General features: G+C 40.9%; 21 protein-coding genes. 18 read left to right on the top strand and 3 right to left on the bottom strand.

All coding sequences use genetic code 11. The features are described 5' to 3' along the window. Positions 1-350: 350 nt before the first annotated feature. From greA to MHI20_RS06030, 3 genes are all read left to right on the top strand, one after another. Entirely contained in the window at positions 351-824 is a 474-nt protein-coding gene (gene greA / locus MHI20_RS06040) for a transcription elongation factor GreA (protein ID WP_007501433.1), read from the top strand. A gap of 50 nt (positions 825-874) precedes the next feature. Next, positions 875-2,617 (top strand): peptidoglycan D,D-transpeptidase FtsI family protein, encoded by a 1,743-nt coding sequence (locus MHI20_RS06035; RefSeq protein WP_060832468.1) that lies wholly within the window; start codon positions 875-877, stop codon positions 2,615-2,617. 67 nt (positions 2,618-2,684) lie between these two features. Further along, positions 2,685-3,350 carry a YrrS family protein gene (locus tag MHI20_RS06030; protein ID WP_144625302.1) on the top strand — a complete coding sequence of 222 codons (666 nt, stop codon included), beginning with the start codon at positions 2,685-2,687 and terminating at the stop codon, positions 3,348-3,350. Positions 3,351-3,490: 140 nt separating this feature from the next. Here the strand turns inward: MHI20_RS06030 and MHI20_RS06025 are convergent, their stop codons facing one another. Continuing rightward, positions 3,491-3,697 carry a YrzA family protein gene (locus tag MHI20_RS06025; RefSeq protein ID WP_024718362.1) on the bottom strand — a complete coding sequence of 69 codons (207 nt, stop codon included), beginning with the start codon at positions 3,695-3,697 and terminating at the stop codon, positions 3,491-3,493. Between the two features lie 186 nt (positions 3,698-3,883). Here MHI20_RS06025 and MHI20_RS06020 point away from each other — a divergent pair, with 186 nt between their 5' ends. From MHI20_RS06020 to MHI20_RS05990, 7 genes are all read left to right on the top strand, one after another. Next, positions 3,884-4,525 carry a class I SAM-dependent DNA methyltransferase gene (locus tag MHI20_RS06020; RefSeq protein WP_041506826.1) on the top strand — a complete coding sequence of 214 codons (642 nt, stop codon included), beginning with the start codon at positions 3,884-3,886 and terminating at the stop codon, positions 4,523-4,525. Positions 4,526-4,540: 15 nt separating this feature from the next. Next, positions 4,541-5,236: a 5'-methylthioadenosine/S-adenosylhomocysteine nucleosidase gene (gene mtnN / locus MHI20_RS06015; protein ID WP_007501428.1), complete on the top strand. Its 696-nt coding sequence runs from the start codon at positions 4,541-4,543 to the stop codon at positions 5,234-5,236. Between the two features lie 46 nt (positions 5,237-5,282). Continuing rightward, entirely contained in the window at positions 5,283-6,206 is a 924-nt protein-coding gene (locus MHI20_RS06010; RefSeq protein ID WP_340937171.1) for a PLP-dependent cysteine synthase family protein, read from the top strand. A gap of 1 nt (position 6,207) precedes the next feature. Further along, entirely contained in the window at positions 6,208-7,356 is a 1,149-nt protein-coding gene (locus MHI20_RS06005; RefSeq protein WP_008342652.1) for a bifunctional cystathionine gamma-lyase/homocysteine desulfhydrase, read from the top strand. A 72-nt stretch (positions 7,357-7,428) separates the two neighbouring features. Then, positions 7,429-7,659 carry a YrhC family protein gene (locus MHI20_RS06000; RefSeq protein ID WP_017358091.1) on the top strand — a complete coding sequence of 77 codons (231 nt, stop codon included), beginning with the start codon at positions 7,429-7,431 and terminating at the stop codon, positions 7,657-7,659. A gap of 648 nt (positions 7,660-8,307) precedes the next feature. Further along, on the top strand, positions 8,308-8,442 hold the full coding sequence (locus MHI20_RS05995) for a YrzI family small protein (RefSeq protein ID WP_008342648.1): 135 nt from the start codon (positions 8,308-8,310) through the stop codon (positions 8,440-8,442). Positions 8,443-8,601: 159 nt separating this feature from the next. Then, complete coding sequence (locus MHI20_RS05990; RefSeq protein ID WP_154666048.1) at positions 8,602-8,763, top strand: hypothetical protein; 162 nt, start codon at positions 8,602-8,604, stop codon at positions 8,761-8,763. Between the two features lie 43 nt (positions 8,764-8,806). Here the strand turns inward: MHI20_RS05990 and MHI20_RS19190 are convergent, their stop codons facing one another. After that, positions 8,807-8,932: a YjcZ family sporulation protein gene (locus MHI20_RS19190; RefSeq protein ID WP_008342643.1), complete on the bottom strand. Its 126-nt coding sequence runs from the start codon at positions 8,930-8,932 to the stop codon at positions 8,807-8,809. Positions 8,933-9,199: 267 nt separating this feature from the next. Between MHI20_RS19190 and MHI20_RS05980 the strand changes: the two genes are divergently transcribed. Both MHI20_RS05980 and fdhA read left to right on the top strand, forming a co-directional pair. After that, on the top strand, positions 9,200-9,802 hold the full coding sequence (locus tag MHI20_RS05980; RefSeq protein ID WP_081114971.1) for a class I SAM-dependent methyltransferase: 603 nt from the start codon (positions 9,200-9,202) through the stop codon (positions 9,800-9,802). A gap of 434 nt (positions 9,803-10,236) precedes the next feature. After that, positions 10,237-11,451, top strand: a complete 1,215-nt coding sequence (gene fdhA / locus MHI20_RS05975) for a formaldehyde dehydrogenase, glutathione-independent (RefSeq protein ID WP_017367682.1) — start codon at positions 10,237-10,239, stop codon at positions 11,449-11,451. A 97-nt stretch (positions 11,452-11,548) separates the two neighbouring features. On the opposite strand, the gene MHI20_RS05970 is transcribed toward fdhA, so the two are convergent. Continuing rightward, the gene (locus MHI20_RS05970) at positions 11,549-12,442 is read right to left on the bottom strand and encodes a LysR family transcriptional regulator (RefSeq protein WP_340937167.1); all 894 of its coding nucleotides are present in this window, start codon (positions 12,440-12,442) and stop codon (positions 11,549-11,551) included. A 130-nt stretch (positions 12,443-12,572) separates the two neighbouring features. Here MHI20_RS05970 and MHI20_RS05965 point away from each other — a divergent pair, with 130 nt between their 5' ends. The 6 genes from MHI20_RS05965 to MHI20_RS05940 all read left to right on the top strand — a co-directional run bounded on the left by MHI20_RS05965 (position 12,573) and on the right by MHI20_RS05940 (position 19,817). After that, on the top strand, positions 12,573-14,015 hold the full coding sequence (locus MHI20_RS05965) for an alanine/glycine:cation symporter family protein (protein WP_327861745.1): 1,443 nt from the start codon (positions 12,573-12,575) through the stop codon (positions 14,013-14,015). Continuing rightward, positions 14,012-15,169 carry an iron-containing alcohol dehydrogenase gene (locus MHI20_RS05960; protein ID WP_327861746.1) on the top strand — a complete coding sequence of 386 codons (1,158 nt, stop codon included), beginning with the start codon at positions 14,012-14,014 and terminating at the stop codon, positions 15,167-15,169. The genes MHI20_RS05965 and MHI20_RS05960 overlap by 4 nt, the downstream gene beginning before the upstream one ends. 237 nt (positions 15,170-15,406) lie before the next feature. Beyond that, positions 15,407-16,156, top strand: a complete 750-nt coding sequence (locus MHI20_RS05955) for a glucose 1-dehydrogenase (RefSeq protein ID WP_159144943.1) — start codon at positions 15,407-15,409, stop codon at positions 16,154-16,156. Between the two features lie 371 nt (positions 16,157-16,527). Beyond that, entirely contained in the window at positions 16,528-17,748 is a 1,221-nt protein-coding gene (locus MHI20_RS05950; protein WP_096881665.1) for an MFS transporter, read from the top strand. Positions 17,749-17,818: 70 nt separating this feature from the next. Then, positions 17,819-18,859, top strand: a complete 1,041-nt coding sequence (locus MHI20_RS05945; protein WP_008342621.1) for a 2,3-butanediol dehydrogenase — start codon at positions 17,819-17,821, stop codon at positions 18,857-18,859. A 127-nt stretch (positions 18,860-18,986) separates the two neighbouring features. Then, positions 18,987-19,817 (top strand): manganese catalase family protein, encoded by an 831-nt coding sequence (locus tag MHI20_RS05940; protein ID WP_340937162.1) that lies wholly within the window; start codon positions 18,987-18,989, stop codon positions 19,815-19,817. Positions 19,818-19,828 lie beyond the last annotated feature (11 nt).

Below are 19,828 nucleotides of genomic sequence, written 5' to 3'. Positions count from 1 at the left end.
TATAGCATAGACATATCGTACACTGACCATATTATGTATTGGAAGATGGAGAATGGATAAGCTATTCTTCTACATATGATCGAAATGGCCGAACGAGGTACAGGAGCTTCCTGTGCCTTTCCACAGTTTGTGCGATGAAGATAATATATCATCATGAGACCGCTGCTGTTCCTGCCTAATAAAAAGGCATAATAGTTGCATCTAAAAGGGACGCCATGTAAGATGGACTTTTACGAATATGGGACAGAAGGAATGAGGGCCGGAATATGTCCTCATTCTTGTATATTTCAGTCGTCACTCACATGCAGAAAGCTTGTATGATGAGGATTAATAGAAGGAGTGAATGATTCATGGCACAAGAGAAAGTATTTCCAATGACAGAAGAAGGAAAGCGCAAATTAGAAGAAGAGCTTGAATATTTGAAAACGGTTAAACGTAAAGAGGTTGTAGAGCGTATTAAAATCGCTAGAAGTTTTGGAGACCTCTCTGAAAACTCGGAATATGATTCTGCTAAAGAAGAGCAAGCGTTTGTAGAAGGTCGTATTACAACGCTTGATAATATGATTCGTAATGCCAAAATTATTGAAGATGAAGGTAACTCAAATATTGTTTCACTCGGTAAAACGGTCACATTCGTTGAATTACCGGACGGTGAAGAAGAGTCTTATACGATTGTAGGAAGTGCAGAAGCTGATCCGTTTGAAGGCAAAATTTCAAACGATTCACCAATTGCAAAAAGCCTTTTAGGCAAACAAGTAGACGACAAAGTCACGGTTCAAACACCTGGCGGAGAAATGTTCGTCCAAATTGTAAAAATTTCATAATTACGTTTATACGATCAACACCTCGTCCACAATAGGGACGAGGTGTTTTTATGCTGAAAACAAGAAGAATCCAATGGACAGGTGTCATTATTTTTATCTTATTGCTCGGTCTCCTATTTAGACTAGCGGAAATTCAGTTGTTTTTCACAGAATCTTTTTCAAAGCTGGATATTAATTTGATCCAAGAAAGTGTCAGGCAGCGGACAGAAGAAGTAGTCATTTCAGACGGACGCGGCGAATTTTTAGATCGAAACGGCGAGGCACTTCTCACAAAAGAAGAGCCTGCGGTCATCATATTTCCTTTCCTGCAATATGACCTCCCTCACTTAAAACAAACCGCTTCTATACTTGAGATGGAAGAAGATGAATTGAAGAGCCAGCTGACAGAAACGAAGAAACCACTCATTTTAAAAGATGATGTCACGAAAAAAAAGCTGAAAGACATCAATGATATGAAATATTCAGGTGTTTACGGCGTATATATGAAAGAGAAGGACAAAAAAAGACTTGCCCTCCACACATTAGGTTTCACAAGCGAGAATCCAGAACTCTTGAGAAAACGTTATCCGGACAAAAAAGAGCTTTCAATCCGCACTGAGATCGGTACATTCGGTTTGGAAAGTACATTTGACGAATTTCTATTACCAGAGCAAGACACAAAATTGTTATATCATGTGGACGGAAGGGGAAACCCTTTGTTTGGGATGGACGTCAAATATACAGCAGAAGCTCATTCGTTTTATCCGCTGCAAGTGCAGACAACCATGGACGAAGACATGCAGAGGGAAATGGAGAATGTTCTCAAAGCACAAGGTGTTGAAAAAGGCGGAGCGGTTCTGCTCGACATTCAAAATAGCAGTGTGCTGGCGATGGCGAGTGTTCCAAATGTGACCAGCAAAAACCGGCATGAGGCAAGAAATTACATGCTGACCGCAATGGCTCCCGGTTCTGTATTTAAAACGGTCGTACTTGCCGCAGCGATTGAAAAAAACTTGAACCAGCCACAAACGATGTATGATTGTCGAAAGAATTTATATGGAGAGCCAGAAGGAAAGCAGGAAGTACTGAATCTGTCTGAAAGCTTTGCGCAAAGCTGTAATTATACATTTGCGACACTCGCTGAGCAGCTCATCCAAACAGATGATCAAATCCTTGAAAAGACAGCTTCAAAGCTTGGGCTTGTGGATCGAGCCGGCTGGGAAGGGGATGTATACCATAAGCAACAATTCAAACAGTTTGATCGTGAAGAAACAGGCAGTGTGTGGGGAGATAAAAGAGACAAGCATGTCAAAAAAGCCATTGCGCAAACGGCGATTGGTCAAAAAAATGTCAAAACAACCCCCTTACAAATTGCCAATATGATGGCAACGATTGCAAGGGGCGGAGAACGAAAAGAAGTGAGGATTGCAGATAAAGTGATGTATCAAAACGGAACAACGATGCTATCCTTTCAAAACAAACGACCTGATGGTGACAGTATTGACCGCTATACAGCTCAAACCTTGCAAAAGTATTTAAGGCAGGTGGTGACGTCTGACAAAGGAACAGGAAGAAGATTTCAAGACCTGCCGTTCCATATAGCAGGGAAATCAGGCACGGCCCAAACCGGCAGCAAAGATAAACAGGGGAATCCACTTTATCACAAGTGGTTTGCCGGATACTTTCCGGCAGAAAAACCAAAATACGCTCTCGTCGTTGTTCACCTTGATGAGGCAAGTGGCCGGGCTAAGACAAATGAAGCGTTTTATGATATTGTAAAAAAGGTCAATGAAATTGAAAAGAAACAGACATAGAACATTCCTTCATGTCATGTTAGAATAGTAACGACTTAGGGAACAGAGGCAAAGGAGTGCAGAGATTTTGAGTAGAAATTCTCGATTTGAACATCGTGATAAGCGCAGAAAGGCGAATATGGTGCTTAACATATTAATTGGTATCGTTGTGGTGCTTATTTTGGTTGTCGCATCGAGTTTGTTAATTTTTAATAAACCGAAAGATACAAATGTAGCAGACGAACCATCCAAAACAGCACCGGCATCGAGTGAAAATAAACAAAACTCAGAAGAAGATGTGAAAGATCAAAAGAAAGATACATCCGATGATGCGGATGCAAAAAAAGACGATTCATCTGACAAAAAAGACGATACAAAGAAAACAGATGAAGAAGAAGAGCCAAACAAAGATGCGTTAAAAGATGCCACAGAAACAGATGGCGGTAAAACAAGTGACGTAGACAAAACATATGAAAACGATAACTGGGAGCCTGTAGGAACAGAGCAATCGGGATCACATACAGCAACCTATGATGCTAACTCAAAAGACTGGAAAGAAATGATCAAAGCCATGTCCTATGCGACAGGGATCTCAGAAGATCAAATGACTGTTATTTGGTTAGGAAATAACGGAGGACCTCAAGATGCAAAAGGAACCATCCGTGATAAATCAACAGGTGAACGCTACCGTGTAGAAATTACGTGGGTGGACGAAAAAGGCTGGAAACCTGTGAAGGTTGAAAAATTAAAATAAAATAAAAAAGTTGCATGCAAAAAGGCTAAAATGAACTTCATTTTAGCCTTTTTCTTCTTTTTAGCGTGATAGAAAACCTTTGCAGTCTAGGAAGGACTAGCACCGGCGCACAGACCTGACTGCCTACACGCTGATCTTTTTTATGAGACATTCGCTTTAAAATGAACAACTGCTGTATACAAAATCTTATCATCAATGACAGTCGTTTGATGACTCACAGAATGAACAGTCAGCAAGATCGCCTGATTATGTTCAATTTGTTTTTGGATCTTTTGTTCAAGTTCTTTTAAAGACGTTGCTTCAAAAAATTCAATTTTGTCCTTTAAAAAATCCAGTTGAAAATCCATTTCATTCATCCCTCCATGCTCTAGATTCATCATAATCTCTCCCATTCAAAAGGGCAAATATTTTTCTACCCACTCAGTATTTTTTAGTAGGAAAGAATCAGAAGATGTGGTAGGATAGGAACTGTTCGACGGAATAAAACATACTATACGGATAGGAATAAATAGATAAAGTGGAGGGAAAGAAAAATGGGACGTGAGTTTCTTTCTTTATTTGATCATTGGGCTGAATCTTATGATGACACTGTAAGTGGTCATGACGAGCAGTATAAAGAAGTGTTTCGCCGGTATCCGGCCATTCTAAAAGAGATTACTCGCCGTGCAGGTCAACATGTCATTGAGTTTGGAAGCGGCACAGGAAACCTAACGGCGGCACTGCTTCAAGCAGATAAGAAAGTGTTTGGCGTTGAACCTTCAGAGGCCATGAAGAAAGCGGCTCTTCAAAAAGGAATACCAAATGTATTTCATGACGGAGATTTTTTATCGTTTCCAGCCCCACCTTTTGAGCCTGATACGATCGTCAGTTCATATGCTTTCCATCATTTAACGGACGAAGAAAAAAAACAAGCCATCCACACCTATGGCAACATCCTTCCCTCAGGTGGTAAAATAGTCTTTGCTGATACAATGTTTCAAAATCAAGCAGCACATCAAGCTGCAACGAACAAAGCGAAAGCCGCTGGGTTCGATCAGCTTGCAGAGGATTTAGAAACGGAATATTATCCATCCATAGGTGTGTTAAAGCAAATCTTTGAAGAAGAAGGTTTTAGCACATCTTTTCATCAAATGAATGATTTTGTGTGGATCGTAGAAGCGAAGAAAAGGGAATGAAAGGATGTTTATGATTTGAAAATCGCAGTGATAGGTGCAATGGAAGAAGAAGTGACGATTTTAAGAGACCAACTAAAGAATGCCACACAAGAAAACATCGCTGGGTGTGAATTTACAACAGGTGTTTATGAAGATAAAGAAGTGATTTTATTAAAATCAGGGATTGGAAAAGTGAATGCAGCGGTCAGCACAACACTTCTGCTTGACCGCTTTCAGCCAGATTATGTGATCAATACGGGATCAGCTGGCGGTTTCCATCACTCATTAAATGTAGGTGATATTGTCATCTCTACTGATGTTAGACATCATGATGTGGACGTGACGATCTTTGATTACGAATATGGACAAGTGCCAGGATTACCAGCTGCTTTCATCGCAGATGATCAGCTTGTGAAGCTGGCAGAGGAATCTGCTTCAGAAATCGATCATATTCAAGTGGCAAAAGGAACGATTGCAACAGGAGATTCATTTATGGATGATCCTGGTCGTGTCGCGTTTGTGAGAGAGAAATTTCCAGAGCTGTATGCAGTGGAAATGGAGGCAGCAGCAGTTGCGCAAGTTTGCCATCTATTTGAAACGCCATTTGTGGTCGTTCGAGCGTTATCAGATATTGCTGGGAAAGAATCCAATATCTCTTTTGATCAATTTCTAGAGCAAGCAGCGATTCACTCAACAGACCTTGTCCTGCGTATGATAAAGCAAACACAATAAAAGAAGGGGTTTCCCCCTTCTTTTCCATACAAAGGAAGGGATTTATATGGCTGTCATACATGATATTACGGAATTAATCGGCCACACACCGCTTTTAAAACTGTCAGGGATGGGTGTGCCGGCAGGTGTTGAAATTTATGCAAAACTTGAAATGATGAACCCAGGCGGAAGTATTAAGGATCGCTTAGGTGATATGCTGATTAAAGAAGCGCTGGCATCGGGGAAACTGCGCCCAGGCGGAACCATTATTGAAGCAACTGCAGGAAACACAGGCATCGGGCTTGCGCTAAGTGCAAGAAAACATCAATTGCATCCGATCTTCTGTGTACCAGAACATTTTAGTCAAGAGAAACAACAGCTCATGAAGGCGCTTGGTGCAGAGATTATTCATACACCAAGAAAAGATGGGATGAAGGGTGCGATTGATCGAGCCCTTGAACTAGAGGCAAGCCTTGACAATGCTTATTGTGTCTTACAATTTAAAAACCAAGTAAATCCATTGACTTACTATAAAACGCTCGGGCCAGAAATATGGTCTGACCTCCAGGGGAACATAGACGTGTTTGTAGCAGGAGCGGGCTCTGGCGGAACGTTTCAAGGCTGTGCTGCCTATTTAAAAGAGCAAAAAGAAGCGCTAAAAACAGTAATCGTGGAACCAGAAGGATCTATTTTAAATGGCGGAAAGCCGGGACCGCATAGAACGGAAGGAATTGGCCTTGAATTTATTCCAGATTATATGGAATCGACTTTATTTGACGAGATTTATACCGTCAGTGACGATGATGCTTTCCGAATGGTGAAAGAAGCAGCTGAAAAGGAAGGTGTTCTGATCGGAAGCTCGTCTGGAGCCGCTCTATTTGCCGCTTTAGAGGAAGCGAAAAAGGCATCACCTGGGACGGTGATCGTGACCATTTTTCCTGATAGCAGTGAACGTTATCTAAGTAAAGGTATTTATGAGGGAGGAAAATAAAATGAAGCCAAAAACAATGATGATTCATAGTGGAATCACTGGTGATGAAAAAACAGGAGCCGTGTCTGTTCCCATTTACCAAGTCAGCACCTATAAGCAGCCTAAAGCAGGCGAGCACACAGGATATGAATATTCCAGAACTGCGAATCCAACAAGAACAGCACTGGAAACAGTCATTCGTGATCTTGAAGGCGGGGCAAACGGCTATGCATTCGGTTCAGGGATGGCTGCAATTACAGCTGTGATGATGCTGTTTAACAGCGGAGATCATATCGTACTGACTGACGACGTGTACGGCGGAACCTATCGTGTGATGACAAAGGTGCTCAACCGGATTGGCATTAAAGCCACATTTGTAGACACAAGTGATCCTGAAGCGGTGAAAAAAGCAATTTTACCAGAAACAAAAGCCGTCTATATTGAATCACCAACCAATCCATTGCTGAAAATGACCGATCTACAAGCCATAAGCCGGATCACAAAAGAAGCTGGCATCTTGATGATTGTTGATAATACGTTTTTTACCCCATATTTTCAAAAGCCGATTTCATATGGGGCTGACATTGTCTTGCACAGTGCCACAAAATATTTAGGCGGCCATAGTGATGTGGTGGGCGGACTTGTCGTGACAGCTACTGAAGAGCTTGGTGAAGAACTGCACTTTGTTCAAAACTCTACAGGCGGTATTCTTGGACCGCAAGATGCGTGGCTTCTAATGCGAGGGATGAAAACGCTCGGACTAAGAATGGAAGCACATCAACAAAACGCGCAGAAAATTGCTGAGTTTTTAGAACAGCATCCTGCGATTACACGTGTCTATTACCCAGGTTTAAGCGCTCACCCAGGTCATGAGCTTGCAAAAACTCAAGCAACAGGCTTTGGCGGTATGATTTCTTTTGATATTGGAAAAGAAGAAAATGTCGACGTGTTTTTAAGCCAATTGAAATTGTTTACAATCGCAGAAAGCCTAGGGGCGGTTGAAAGTTTAATCTCTGTTCCTGCTCGTATGACCCATGCATCCATTCCAAAAGAGCGCAGAGAAGAGCTTGGCATCACAGATGGTTTAATCCGTATTTCTGTCGGTATTGAGGATATTGATGACTTATTACATGATATTGAACAAGGGCTCGACGCAGTAACGAATGGATAGATTTACATGCCCCTCGCTTTCTCTCACTATGGTAAGCTATCAATAGACATTGATAACGGGAAGGTGAAACAAGTGAAGAAAAAGTGGGATGGTTTAGTGACAGATTACAAGCAATACGCTTTTATTTTGCTTGCTGTCAGCACCTTTTTATATATTGGTACGATTTTACCGAATCAGCACATAGAAGCATCACCAAAAATGCTGATGCTGGCAGTTGATTGTGTTTTCCTATTGGCTGCTTTCCTTTGCGTGAAACGTGCGATCTTTTTTCAAAAAAAGCTACAAGAACTAGATGAAGATTAAGCAAAAAGTCTCCTCATATGATGAGGAGACTTTCAGCGTGTAGACAAACCCTCGCATTCTTTGTCAGTCCTGCGTGCCGGTGCTCACGAATGTCAAATTCGCTCCGCGCCGGTACTCGTCCTTCCTAGAATTCAAAGGTTTTCTATCACGCTGAAAAGAAGACAAAGGGCTAAAATCAAGTTCATTTTAGCCCTTTGTCAACATTCTGAAGTTTCCTCATGTGATGAGGAAACTTTTTTTTAATTGCACTGGATAATCGGACAAGAATCACTGTAGAAATTTAGTCAAACACACAAAAATCATCTAATTTACTAAAAACAGGTTTACAAAATGGTGCTTGCTGGATATACTTACAAAGTAATTAAAAACGTAAAGGAGGCTGAAGAATATGTTATTCGTATCTACTTGTGATCAATTCAACAACCAATTTCATCATGTCATCAGCCTGTGGAAGAGCTCGTGTCCTTCCTTTACCTTTTACGGTTCACGCTACAAAACTGTTTAAGTAAACGAGGATTTCACGTATCATCCATCGCAGGTTAGAAGACACTGTCTTTTGATCTGCATTTTTGTGTGCCCGCAGGTCAACTGATAAAGAAGATCTGCGGGCTATTTCGCGTGCTGCGAACTGAAGGGAGGTGAGCGTATATGACAATCCATTTATTTTTTATTACTTTGACGATCCAACGTAAATACAAGGACATTGAAACCGTTCTTTATGAACAACAAGTCGAAACGTTTTATGAAGAAATGAAGCAGAAACAACTAAAGTACATGAACTAAAAAGGACAATAAAAACATGAAAAGGAGGAGATTGGCATGTTTATGATGCTTGCAATGCTTGATTGTTATACAAGGGAGAAGGACCAGGTTTAGACACGCTCCACATTGATCACCTGCACATATGATAACCGTAAAAGGAGATTGTGAGGTGATCAATGAATGTCGATGTCACCATATATGAGGTTTCCGTCAGTGGGGCACGGGTATGCGTCTATTCCGCATTCTTTAAAGCACGGATACGGCAATCCATACAGAATGCAAAGAGAGCAAGAAGAAATGCTCAGACGCTATATGTACAATTATCCAACCTATTGGTATTAAAGAAAAGGAGCAGGAAACGTTATCGTTTCCTGCTCCTTTTACATTAGCAAATCCAGCTTGCACCGATGATGATTAACAAAATGAACAGTACAACAAGCAATGCGAATCCGCCTGCAAAACCGCCACCGTAGCCACCGCAGTAGCCTCCAGAATAACCGCCAAAGCCCATAATCTAGCACCACCTTTATCTAATCAAGATACATTCATAAAATATGCAGCTCATGCAGAAAACGAAATCAATCTGAGCACAATTAATGAAAATGCCTATTTGTTTAAATATTTTTCATTACGTGCGAAACATTTTCAGAAAAGGTGCCGTCTAATAAAAGACAAAGAAATTAGGACTAGGTCTTAACTTTTGTTAGGCGAGAGCCGATATGAAAAGTAAGAAAATTCGTAAATAGTTTTATTTACTGGTGCAAAGCAGGTGTTGACATTGATTCAAAGCTGGATTGGAAAACAAATGAGGGAACCAAAGGGCTTGTTCTCAAAATGGGTTGCCCGCTATATGGAAAAAAATCATCATAATATCAATCAATGGACGATTCAACTCTTAAATATACAAGAAAACGACCGGATTTTAGAAATTGGTACTGGAAGAGGTATGACATTATCTAAAGTAGCGGAAAAACTTGATCGAGGAAAAGTATATGGAATCGATGCTTCGCGTCATATGGTAAAATACGCGAAAAGAAAACATAAGAGGCTTGTCGAGCAGGAAAAAGCCGTTATCACACTTGGAAAAGCTGAGAAATTACCTTTTGAAGACAGATCATTCAATAAATTGTTCACAGTGCAGACCATCTATTACTTGCCAGATATCGAACAAGTCATGAAAGAGGTATATCGTGTTCTTCAAGTGGATGGAGAAGTATTCTTATCTTTTCAAAAGCAGGAACTAATGAAGGAACAAAAACGCTCACAGTCTCTTTCAACGTACAGTGAAGAAGACATCAGCTGTCTTTTTTCAGCGTATCACTTTAGAGACGTCTCTGTTTACCATTATGATACATACATCTGTATCAAAGCCTTAAAATGATGAAAATATTTCCCAGGTAATGAACAAGCACTCAAAAAAAGGCTCTTCGCCAGAAGGGCCTTTTTTGCATGTGGGAATTGATCATTCATCAATAAAAAAGACTCTTCACAAGAAGAGTCTTTTGCATTCATTTCATACATTTCATATGTAGGGGCCAGCCAGGTGTGTAAGGAATGATAGTATATATAAGGAATTTGTTTGTCGATTAAGGATACCTGTCTGGCTTATTCCTTATATCGACAATGTTCTGCAAATGTTTAGCTTTTTTTTCAATATTTTCTTTTTTATTTGACTGGAAAATACATTTTTCTCTCCTAGATAGACATTTGTCACTTATTTTTTGAGTCAATGTGCGGTTAAAAGAAGGAAAAAGCCCGAGAAAGAGAGAATTTTGGAGAGACTTCATTTTTAAACAAAAAGGGAGGAATGAAAACATGTCGGGAAACAAAGGTGTCGTTTACAAAGGAGCAGGAAATGTAGCAGTTGAGGATATTGGATACCCTGATTTGGTTTTAAGGGATGGCCCTGGTGTACCTAAAGCCAATGTTGGACGTAAGTGTGAGCATGGCGTCATTTTAAAAGTGGTGACAACAAACATTTGCGGGAGCGACCAGCACATGGTAAGAGGGCGTACAACTGCGCCTGAAGGACTTGTCCTTGGTCATGAAATTACTGGTGAAGTCGTTGAAGTTGGACGAGATGTAGAGTTTATCCAAAAGGGTGATCTCGTATCAGTTCCATTTAATATTGCCTGTGGTCGCTGCGTCATGTGTAAAGAACAAAAAACCCATGTGTGTTTAAATGTGAACCCCGATCGACCTGGCTCAGCTTATGGTTATGTAGATATGGGCGGATGGGTTGGCGGCCAATCAGAGTACGTCATGGTGCCATATGCTGATTTCCAGCTGCTTAAATTTCCGGACAAAGATCAGGCGATGGAGAAAATACTTGATTTGACAATGCTTTCCGATATTTTCCCGACAGGTTTTCATGGTGCGTATTCGGCTGGCGTAAAACCAGGCTCTACTGTCTATATTGCTGGTGCAGGGCCAGTAGGTCTTGCAGCAGCGCATTCCGCTCAGCTCCTTGGCGCTTCTGCTGTCATCGTCGGCGATCTCAATGAACAAAGGCTCGAGCAGGCGAGAAGCTTTGGCTGCGAAACGATTAATTTACGAAAACATGATCGAATCGGTGAACAAATGACAAACATCCTTGGAGAGCCAGAAGTCGACTGTGCGGTCGATTGTGTCGGTTTTGAAGCTTCAGGTCATGGAGATCAAGGAGAAGCACCAGCCACCGTTTTAAATACAATTATGGATATTACCAAAGTTGGCGGTAAACTTGGAATTCCAGGACTTTACGTCACAGAAGATCCAGGTGCTGTGGATGAAGATGCAAAAGTTGGATCTCTGAAAGTGCGAATTGGACTTGGCTGGGCCAAAGCCCATACTTTTGTGACAGGCCAAACCCCTGTCATGCAATATCACCGCAGCTTGATGAAATCTATTTTAAGCGGAAGGGCACAAATCGCCAAAGCCGTTAATGCAACCGTCATTTCCCTTGATCAAGCCCCTAAAGGATATAGCGATTTTGATTCGGGTGTGGCGAAGAAATTTGTGATTGACCCGCATGGCATGATTTCTAAATAATGATCCATCGAAAAAAACTTACAGGATTTTTCCTGTAAGTTTTTTGTTTGTTACATATAAAAAGATGAAGCTTTTCTGCTACATTCCATGTCAATTGTTAGCCGTGCCTGAGTATATATTCCTCTGTTAAATCAACAAACGCCTTCAAAGCAGGAGACATCCATTTATTTTTATGCCAGAATAGTTGGATTTTCGTTGTGAGACAGGGTCCCATCCAATTGATTTTAATCATATGGCCTTCTGTTATTTCTCTTTTTATAGAAATTTCGGGAAGTACAGCAATTCCTAGACCAGCCATTACACATTTTTTAATGGCTTCTACATCTGCTAGTTCTAGTTTACTTCTCGGTTTTGCTCCTGCCTGTGTCAAAGAGTGTTCGAAGGCATAACGATAATCGCAGTCTTCAGTTAACAACAATCTTTGCTCGTCTAAATCGATAGGATATACTTTTTGTTCTTTGCTCAATGGATTTGTTGGACAGCATACAATGGCCATCGGTTCATCTTTTAATTCTTTTACAATTAAATGTGAGGATACGACAGGATTCATTGATAATAGGGCGACATCAATTTGTCCTTCTAGTAATAGATTTAAAACATCCTTTTCAGCTATTCCGGGACGGAAAATCAGTTCTACTTTAGGATACGTTGTTTGAAAGTCCGTTAAAATATGAGGAAGTCGATAGGTACATTGTGTTTCAGATGCACATATTCTCAAAATGCCGCTTGGCTCACTCATCCCGCCAACAGCCTCTAATGCTTCTCCTGTTAAACCTAAAATCTTATCCGTATAATCTTGAAACTTCATACCAGCTTCTGTTAAAATCACCCTTTTTCCAAGCCTTTCAAAAAGAGGGGTTCCTAACTCTTCTTCTAATGCAGCGATATTTGCCGTGATACTAGATTGAGCATAGCCAAGTATTTGTGCTGTTTTTGTAAAGTTTAATACTTTTGATGCTGTTTGGAACATCATCAGTTGCTTTATTTCCAACGTCAATCCCTCCTAAATCGGATAAGCCGATTGATGCAATCAGAAAACTTCTATAGATAGATCATAACATTTTTACTATGATAAAAGTAGGCGCTTTCATTATTTAGAATGTTCAGATTTTATAGGGGGGATGGCTTTGTTTGAAACGATTGTCAATTCAATAAATGACTTTTTATGGACATATATTTTAGTCGTTATGTTAATAGGGATTGGAATCTACTTTACGGTGAGAATGAAGTTTATGCAAATTGTCTTACTAAAAGAGGTCTTCCGTTCTATTTTTGAAAAAGCCCCAAAAATAAAAGGGAGTCAAGACATTTCTTCAATGCAAGCTTTCTTTATCGGAGCAGCGACGAGGATTGGAACTGGAAATATGGCAGGTGTTGCTATTGCCATCACAGTTGGTGGTCCTGGAGCTATTTTTTGGATGTGGTTTGCAGCAGTTTTAGGGGGAGCTTCTGCATTTGTCGAAAGCACACTCGCTCAAATATATAAAGTGAGAACAAGTGATGGTTTTAAAGGGGGGCCAGGCTATTATATACAAAAGCAATTTGGACTGAAATGGCCAAGTAGGATCTTTGCCTTTTCTGTTATTCTTAGTTTTGGCTTAATTTTTAATGCAGTACAAACGAACACCATCACAAATGCCTTTCGATATTCATTTGGTATCAGTCCAATTGGTATGGGGGTATTCGTAACCATTCTTACGGCTTTCATCATTTTTGGTGGTGTAAAGAGAATTGCCCGCTTTACCCAAATCATTGTGCCAATCATGTCCTCATTTTATATTATCTTAGCACTTTATGTGATAGTGACAAATATCGCTGATGTACCCGCAGCATTAGCAAGTATTATGAAAAGTGCGTTTGGATTAGAGCAAATGGTTGGAGGCGGAATCGGCGCTGCAATAATGAACGGTGTCAAACGCGGTTTATTTTCCAATGAAGCAGGAATGGGAAGTGCGCCAAATGCAGCAGCTGCTGCCCATGTTTCACACCCAGTAAAACAAGGGTTTGTTCAATTATTAGGCGTATTTTTTGATACATTAGTTGTTTGTAGTTGTACAGCATTTATTATTATGCTATCAACAGTAGAAACAGCAGGTGATTTGTCAGGTATTGAAATTACTCAAGCTGCAATGGCGCAGCATTTCGGTTCTTGGGCTAGTATTTTCTTAGCATTTGCGATCTTTACTTTTGCATTTAGCTCCATTGTAGGTGGCTACTATTACGGTGAAGCCAATATCGGTTTTATTCATCACAGTGTAACCGCGCTATTCGTGTATCGAATCACTGTTTTAATGATGATCATGTTTGGTGCTCTCGCCAACTTACAAATCGTTTGGACGTTAGCGGACTTGTCGATGGCGATTATGGCTATTGTTAACTTGGTTGCCATTGCGATTTTAGGCAAATTTGCTTTTGCGGCTCTAAATGATTACATGGGACAAAGAAAGGTAGGAAAGAACCCTGTTTTTTACGCTTCTACCATTCCAGGTTTAAAAGGAATAGAATGGTGGGGAGCAGAAAAACAAGCGATTAAATCAACAAATGAAGGGGTAGAAAATCAATGATAAATTTTGAATATGATTGTCATACGAAAATGAGGATGGGGACCGGTAAATCTAAAGATATTGCCTCTATTGTAGAGGACATTGTTTTGCCTAGTGCTACAATTATGATTGTGACTGACCCTGGTGTAAAAAGCGCAGGATTGGTGACGCCTATTGAAGCATATTTGCAAGAAGCTGGTTATTCCGTTGTCGTCTTTGATCAAGTATCTCCAAACCCAAGAGATCATGAATGTCTAACGGGTGCAGAGCTCTTTAGAAAAGTACAAGCATCAGCGGTTATTGCGATTGGTGGAGGCAGCCCAATGGATACGGCAAAAGCCATTGCTTTATTAGGTCCAAATGGCGGTAATCCTGAAGAGTATATAGCAGGGAAGAAGGCGTACACAAATGTATCACCCTTAATTTGTATTCCAACCACGGCTGGAACTGGCTCTGAGGTGACCCGCTCATCTGTGATTACGTTAGCTGCTTCACATAAAAAAATCACCTTAAAACATGCCTTGCTTCGACCAACTATTGCGATTTTGGATCCTGCTCTTACTTCTACGGTGCCAAAAAGTATAACAGCGGCAACAGGTGTTGATGCACTGGTCCATGCGATTGAAGGCTATACATGTAAAGAAACAAACCCTATATCTAAGGCGATGGGGGCAAGCGCAATGAAAACCATTGTGACCTATTTACCGAAGGCGTATGAAAACGGATCTGATTTAGAAGCAAGATACAAAATGCAGGAAGGTAGTTTACTCGCTGGCTTATGCTTCGGTTCCGCTGATGTAGCAGCCGTGCATTGTTTAGCCGAAGCGCTCGGCAGTCTTTATGATACGCCTCATGGTATCGCAAATGCTGTGTTTTTACCTTATGTCATACAATTTAATGCAACTGAAAACAAATCATTGCACATAGAGCTTGCAAACATAATGGGCTTTGCAGATAAAACGGATGCAGATGATGTGGCGATTCAAAAATTAATGGATGGTATGTATACATTCACAAAGAATTTAGGTATTCCATCACTAAAAGAATTATCTTATGTAAAAGTAGAAGATTTTGAAAAAATGGCTGAACTAGCAGAACAAAATAACTCTACAAAAAGCAATGTTCGTGCCGTTACGAAAGCGGACTACTTAGATATACTAAAGGCTGCTTTTTAATTATAGTCATACAGAAAAAGAGCCGAATAGAATGACTGAATGATAAACACAAACTTTCCCAGACTTTACACAAGAAGCAAACGACTATGTCGTCAATATGGAGAATTACAAATATACCACCCTCCTAATGTATGATTTAGGTGGTGGTTTTTCTATGTCCCATTTGACTAGGTATCATGTATACATGAGTGGTATGATAGACGACAACATCTCAAGAGAGAAAGGATAGGATAAACGATGAACTTTCACAATAAAACAGTTGTCATCACTGGCGCAGCCAATGGAATTGGTGAGTCGATTGCGTATGGCTATGCGAAAGAAGGGGCGCGTGTTGTGCTTGCGGATATTGACGAAGAGAAGGGCAAGCGCTTGGAAGATCAGCTGAAAAAGGAGTCCTTTGAGGCTTTTTTTAAAAAAACGGATGTGAAACAAGAGAAGGATATTCAAGACATCATGTCGGCTGCTGTGGCTCGTTATCAAACGATCGATATTCTCATCAATAATGCAGGGGTTATGTGTACAAAATCGCCTTATGAGCTAACGGTTGATGAGTTTGATCATGTGCTACATACAAACCTACGAGGTGCTTTTTTATGTGCAAGGGAAGCGGCACGTTATATCAAAGAGAATCCAAACGGCGGTTCCATTGTGAATATTTCATCTACCCGTGCGACCATGTCAGAGCCTCATACAGAAGCGTATGCTGCATCAAAAGGCGGGATATCAGCACTTACTCATGCGCTGGCTGCTTCTTTTAGTCAGGATCACATAACAGTAAACAGCATTTCCCCTGGATGGATTGAAACGAAGGATAAGAAAAGCCTGCGAGAAATTGACCATCAGCAGCATCTTTCCAATCGAGTAGGAACGCCAAAGGATATTGTCAAAGCTTGTTTTTATTTAACAGATGAAGACAATCAATTTGTGACAGGAACAGATTTGGTTGTTGATGGCGGCATGACTAGAAAAATGATTTATGCGGATTAACATGAAAAAACATTGACGCCCTGACGGAGGCGCAGTACAATATAGAACAATTCAGCTGAAGATCGTGATGAAAAAAAGATAAAGCGCAAATAGAGAAGAGTATGTAATGGCTGCCTCACACAGAGAACTCCGTGAAGCTGAGAAGGAGCTGGGAAGCGTTACAGAACCAAGCCTCTTAGCTCTGCACCGGATTCATTGTGATGGTGGTGCAGCGGCATTCTCCCGTTATAGAGAAGGGTTAGCGATAACCTGCTAAGGTTCATCTGGTAACGGGTGAATGAACTGAGGTGGCAACGCGGAGTCAATCCCGTCCTCAAGACAGAAATGTCTTGGGGGCGGGATTTTTTTATGACAAAAAGGAGGGCACCACGATGAAAAAACATTGGCGGGATATGAGCATGTTACTTGGAGCGATTGGTATTGCGAACATAGGAGAATGGATTTATATGATTGCTCTCCATCTGCTGATTTTTCAGGAAACGGGCTCCGTTCTTGCTGTAACAGCCGTCTATATGTTAAGACCTGTCTCGGCTCTTTTAACAAATAGCTGGTCTGGTAGTTTAATAGATAGACTGAATCAGCGGAATGTCATGATCAGTCTAGATTTATGCCGGGCCATTCTGATTGCTTGTTTACCCTTTGCCTTATTTTCAGGCCACTTATTGATCGTATATGTGATGCTATTTCTCATTCATATGGCACAAGCCATGTTTCATCCAGCTTCGATGGTGTATATGACAGCACTAATCCCGGCGGATAAACGAAAACGGTTTAATGCCATTCGATCTTTGCTTCAGTCTGGTGGATTTTTACTCGGACCCGCCGTAGCAGGGTTGCTTTTTCTCATTGGTACACCAGTCCTTTCAATTTATGTAAATGCAATCTGCCTTTTGATATCTGCTGTTTTGACGATGTGTTTACCGATTTTGTCAAAAGCAGCCGGGGCACAAAAGGGCTTTTCTCTCTCGGTATTAAAGGAAGATGCAAAACTTGTATTTCGTTTCAGTCTCACATCCCGGCAAGTGATGGCCGTGTATTTATTATTTAGTGCCGCCATCACGGTGCTGCCGACTGCGATTGACTCACTTGAAGCAGCTTTTGCAAAGGAAGTGCTGATGTTGACCAATACCGAATATGGATTTCTTGTCAGTGTAGCTGGAGCAGGGATTATCGCAGGGGCATGTCTCAATACGGTCATTGTCGAAAGGCTGCCTATTTCAGTGATGCTTGGTGCGGGAAGTTTGTTTGTGGCTTTTGGATACTTGATCTATGCTTTTTCAAGCACATTGACTGTCGCAGCAGCTGGCTTTTTTGTTCTCGCTTTCTTTTTAGCATTTGCAAACACTGGTTTTATGACTTTTTATCAAACGAATATCCCGGTAGAGGTTATGGGGAGAGTGGCAAGTTTTTATGCGTTATGTGAAGCTGTTCTGACGATGATGATGACAGGAATATGCGGCGCATTGGCGCATGTTTTATCGATACGTACTTCTGTCATGATTGGCTGCCTATGTATGCTTCTTATTTGTCTGTTGCTATGTTTTGTCATTTTTCGTCCATTGACTGTCAAAAAAATAGTGCATCTTACTTAGAAAATTAAAAAAATTATGTTATCATTATTTAAGTAAGTTAATTAAATTGATGAGAAAAGGAGTCTTACAAATGAAAGCACTACGCTGGCACGATCAAAAGGACATTCGACTAGAGGAAATTGACGAACCAACAGTTGCTCCAGGAAAAGTGAAACTGAAAGTAAAATGGTGCGGCATTTGTGGTAGTGATTTACATGAATATTTAGGCGGACCGATCTTCATTCCTGTGAACGAACCTCATCCACTTACAAAAGAAAAAGCACCCATTACACTGGGACACGAGTTCTCTGGTGAAATTGTAGAAGTTGGAGAAGGCGTGAGTAATTACAAAGTAGGCGATCGAGTGGTTGTTGAACCTATTTTTGCAACTCACGGGCACCAAGGTGCTTACAACTTAGATGAAAACATGGGCTTCTTAGGACTTGCTGGTGGCGGTGGAGGATTCTCTGAATATGTATCTGTCGATGAAGAATTACTTCATTTGTTACCAGACGAAATTTCATATGAGCAAGGTGCACTTGTTGAACCTTCTGCAGTTGCTTTATATGCCGTTCGTTCTAGTAAAGTACAAGCTGGGGATACAGCAGCTGTGTTTGGCTGTGGACCAATCGGTTTACTTGTCATTGAAGCATTAAAAGCAGCTGGTGCTACTGACATTTATGCAGTGGAATTATCAAAAGAGCGCCAAGAAAAAGCAAAAGAACTTGGAGCGATCATTGTAGATCCTTCTCAGTATGAAGATGTTGTTCAAGAAATCGCACGCCGCACAAATGGTGGAGTCGATGTTTCTTTTGAAGTGACAGGTGTACCTGTTGTATTGAAGCAAGCAATCCAATCAACTAGAATTTCAGGTGAGACAGTCATTGTAAGCATTTGGGAAAAAGGCGCAGAAATTATGCCGAATGACATTGTCATTAAAGAACGTACAGTCAAAGGAATCATCGGCTACAGAGATGTTTTCCCATCTGTATTAAACTTAATGAGAAAAGGCTATTTCTCTGCAGATACACTCGTCACGAAGAAAATCAAGCTGGACGATGTGATCGAAGATGGCTTCCATGCATTAATCAATGAAAAAGATCAAGTGAAAATTTTAGTCAGTGCTGAATAAGTAGGACGATAAAGAGAATGGCAGATGCCGTTCTCTTTTTTTATAAGAGCATGCGATTTTTCATAAAGAGGGGATCGGCTGAATAGTGATAAGTGCAAAGATGTTTGTAAATAAAGGAGATGACATCATGTTTTATCACATTAAAGAACTGCAATATGAAGCAAAGCCCTCTAAGCCGGACCCTCTTTATGCGAAAAAATTACAAGAGGTGTTAGGCGGTCAATATGGAGAAATCAGCGTGATGATGCAATATTTATTTCAAGGGTTTAACTGCCGAGCGGATCAAAAATATAAAGATTTGCTCCATGACATTGGAACGGAGGAAATCGGTCATGTCGAAATGCTGGCAACGATGATTGCTCGATTACTTGATAATGCCCCAGTTAAAGAACAAGAAGAAGCGTATCAAAGTGATCCAGCACTTGCAGCCGTCATGGGCGGAATGAATCCTCAACATGCAATTGTTGCAGGCTTAGGGGCAATGGCAGCAGATAGTCAAGGGTATCCGTGGAATGCAAAATATATCATTGCAAGTGGAAATTTAATGGCTGACTTCCGGGCAAATTTGAACGCGGAGTCACAAGGCAGACTTCAGGTTACACGGCTTTATGAGATGACCGATGACCGCGGAGTGAAGGATATGCTCTCCTTTCTCATTGCTCGTGATACATATCATCAAAATATGTGGCTGGCTGCAATTAAGGAATTGGAAGAACGAGAAGGGGATGTTGTTGTCCCAACCATCTTCCCGCGCTCACTGGAAAAACAGCAAGTATCCTATGATTTGTTTAACTTCTCAAGAGGAGAAGAAAGCAAAGAAGGCAGATGGGCACATGGCCGAAGTATGGATGGAAAGGGGGAATTCAGATATATTTCTGCTCCTGTCGTGTTCGGCTCTGCGCCTAAACTCAAACCAGCACCGAAAGAGCTATATAACACACCGAAAAAAGGAGAATAAAAAAGTCGATC

Origin of the sequence: Bacillus sp. FSL K6-1106 (assembly GCF_038005245.1) — a bacterium.
GTDB classification, from domain to species: domain Bacteria; phylum Bacillota; class Bacilli; order Bacillales; family Bacillaceae; genus Bacillus; species Bacillus altitudinis.
Note: the sequence above shows the minus strand (reverse complement) of the source record. Positions and strands in the feature narration are given on the sequence as shown.